The organism is Pricia sp., assembly GCF_041745955.1.
Classification (GTDB): domain Bacteria; phylum Bacteroidota; class Bacteroidia; order Flavobacteriales; family Flavobacteriaceae; genus Pricia.
In genome coordinates this window covers 1-2,492 of sequence record NZ_JBGTHY010000376.1, presented here as the reverse complement: position 1 = coordinate 2,492, position 2,492 = coordinate 1, and the positions used below count along the sequence as shown (strand labels likewise).

4 protein-coding genes are annotated in these 2,492 nt (G+C 42.4%); 3 read left to right on the top strand and 1 reads right to left on the bottom strand.

The window, feature by feature from the left end:
* Nucleotides 1–806 (bottom strand): prephenate dehydratase (locus tag ACEW8S_RS13820; protein ID WP_373518729.1); only part of this gene is annotated, 806 nt, incomplete at its 3' end.
* Between the two features lie 367 nt (nt 807–1,173).
* On the opposite strand from ACEW8S_RS13820, the gene ACEW8S_RS13815 reads away from it, so the two are divergent.
* The 3 genes from ACEW8S_RS13815 to ACEW8S_RS13805 form a co-directional block, all read left to right on the top strand.
* Nucleotides 1,174–1,428 (top strand): AbrB/MazE/SpoVT family DNA-binding domain-containing protein, encoded by a 255-nt coding sequence (locus ACEW8S_RS13815; RefSeq protein ID WP_373518728.1) that lies wholly within the window; start codon nt 1,174–1,176, stop codon nt 1,426–1,428.
* Nucleotides 1,422–1,745 carry a type II toxin-antitoxin system PemK/MazF family toxin gene (locus ACEW8S_RS13810; RefSeq protein ID WP_373518730.1) on the top strand — a complete coding sequence of 108 codons (324 nt, stop codon included), beginning with the start codon at nt 1,422–1,424 and terminating at the stop codon, nt 1,743–1,745. Before ACEW8S_RS13815 ends, ACEW8S_RS13810 begins: the two co-directional genes overlap by 7 nt.
* A 26-nt stretch (nt 1,746–1,771) precedes the next feature.
* A partial coding sequence (locus ACEW8S_RS13805) for an ATP-binding cassette domain-containing protein (RefSeq protein WP_373518727.1) occupies nt 1,772–2,492 on the top strand: 721 nt, incomplete at its 3' end.

Here is a 2,492-nt window from a genome sequence, read left to right as displayed (position 1 = left end):
TCGCCCAAAACCCTAAAATCTTCCGACATGATGCCCAACAACGCTTTTGCCTTCTCGAAATGTTCATAACCCTCGAAAGTCACGTCCACAAAAAAGGCATATTTCCAAGGCGTTTCAATAATGGGCAACGACTGTATCTTCGTCAAATTCAGATTGCAATCGCTCATTACATTGAGTATGGCGGCCAAACTACCGCGTTTATGGTCGGTCACGAAACGCACGGAAGCCTTGTTGATTTCATCCTTGGGAATTACCCTATTTTTTGTGCTTACAATTATAAAACGGGTCGCGTTGTTTTTGATGGTTTGAATCCGATCCGCTACGATGTCCAAATCGTAAAGATCGGCGGCTACCTTGGGCGCAATGGCGGCGATATGCTTCAATTGCTGTTCTTGGATGCGCTTTGCGGTTTCGGCGGTATCGACATCGTCTACCATTTTTATGTTGGGGTAATCACGGAAAAACTCCTTGCACTGCTGTAAGGCCATAGGATGCGAACGGACTTCTTCGATATCCCCGATTTTTTGTCCCTTCAGTACCATCAGATTATGGTTGATGTTCAAATAATGCTCCCCTATGATATGCAAATTGTTCTGATACACCAATGCATAATTCGGGATAATGGAGCCCGCAATGGAATTTTCGATGGCCATTACGCCGATGTCGGCAGTCTTGTCCAACAATCGGTCGACCAAATAGTCGAATGACATACTCTCGACCAGATCGGTATCGTCGCCGAAATACTCTCGTGCCACTTGGTGGTGGTTGGAGCCTTGTATTCCCTGTATGGCTATTCTTAGTTTCATAGTTAGTTCTCCCTTTATCCCTCTCCGGTAGAGTGATAAGCCCTTTTAGTCTTTTTACAAATGCCGATACATTCAGCCTTGCTATTAAAGTTTGGGTTTCGTTCAAAAAAAAGTCCCGCTTGCAGCGGGACTTCATTTGTCTATATGTTCAAATATATTACAACAGTCCCGCTTCTCTTTTAAAAAAGAAGTAAAAATAGAAACCGTTATAGAAATATTGTTTTGACATGGTACACTTAAACTTTGGCTAAAGTAATAATTTTAATTAAAAAATGGGGTTTACGGGGATATTTTTTCAGTAAGAAGTAAAATAAATTTGATATGTTATAACAATGTTTTAACTTTGGATAAAATCATCCATCAAATAATGGAAGTTAATATTATAAAGGTAGGCAATTCGAAAGGAATTATCATTCCCGCCCAATTTATGAAGTTGATCGGACTGAAAAGCAAAGTCAACATCCAGATCGAGAACGATAAACTTGTAATCGCCCCTGCCAAAGACGAAGCCCGGAAGGGTTGGGAGGAAATCATTCTCAAGGAAATATCCGAAAATGGGCAATCTGAATCTCTGGTTCCCGATTTTTTTGAAGATGAAAATTCGGAAGATTGGACGTGGTAAAGCAATATGAAATCTATTGGGTATCGCTGGACCCGACACGTGGTAGCGAAATCAAAAAGACAAGGCCATGCTTAATCATTTCGCCCGATGAGGCCAACAAACATTTGAACACGGTTCTGATTGCACCCATAACTTCCACGGTAAGAAGGTTTCCAATGCGTATGTATCTCGTTTTGAAGAAGAAAAAAGGTCAAATCGCCCTCGATCAGATACGCTGTATCGACAAATTGCGACTATCCGATAAAATTGCTGCATTGGACAAAACCGAGATTAAAAAACTTCGTTTACTTTTAAAGGAATTTTTGATCGATGACTGATCAGACTTTCAAGTAAACTTCCCGTTATGTCCATAATCGTCAAAAAAATCACGAAATCCTTCGGCAATCAAAAAGTACTTCACGGCATCTCTTTCGAACTAAGAAAAGGGGAAATCGTAGGTTTTTTAGGCCCGAACGGCGCGGGCAAGTCCACCATGATGAAAATTTTGACCACCTATCATCAAGCGGATGAAGGCGAGGCCCACGTCAATTCTTTCGATGTGGCCACCGAAAAAAAGAACGTTCAAAAAAGTATCGGATATCTGCCCGAGCACAACCCTTTGTATCTGGATATGTACGTCAAGGAATATCTGGCCTTCAACGCCGAAGTCTATAAAACCGATAAAAACCGGATTGCCGAGGTCATCGAACAAACGGGACTTACCCCTGAAGTCCATAAAAAAATAGGACAACTCTCCAAAGGCTATCGCCAACGCGTCGGATTGGCAGCAGCACTTTTACACAACCCCGATGTCTTGATCCTCGACGAGCCTACCACGGGATTAGACCCAAACCAATTGTTGGAAATCAGAAAGCTCATCCGTGAAATCGGAAAGGAAAAGACCATTCTACTTTCGACGCACATCATGAAAGAGGTGGAAGCCGTCTGCGACCGGGTGCTGATCATCAGCAAAGGTGTTTTAGTGGCGGACAAAAAACTGTCCGACCTGCGTAACGATGAAGATCAGATTATCGAAGTGGAATTTGACTATAGAGTGGAAGAAGCCTTTTTGAAACAACTGCCCC

What these genes read in the sequence shown, in the direction of transcription:
- ACEW8S_RS13815 (WP_373518728.1), top strand. Translation starts at nt 1,174, where the DNA reads ATGGAAGTTAATATTATAAAGGTAGGCAATTCGAAAGGAATTATCATT.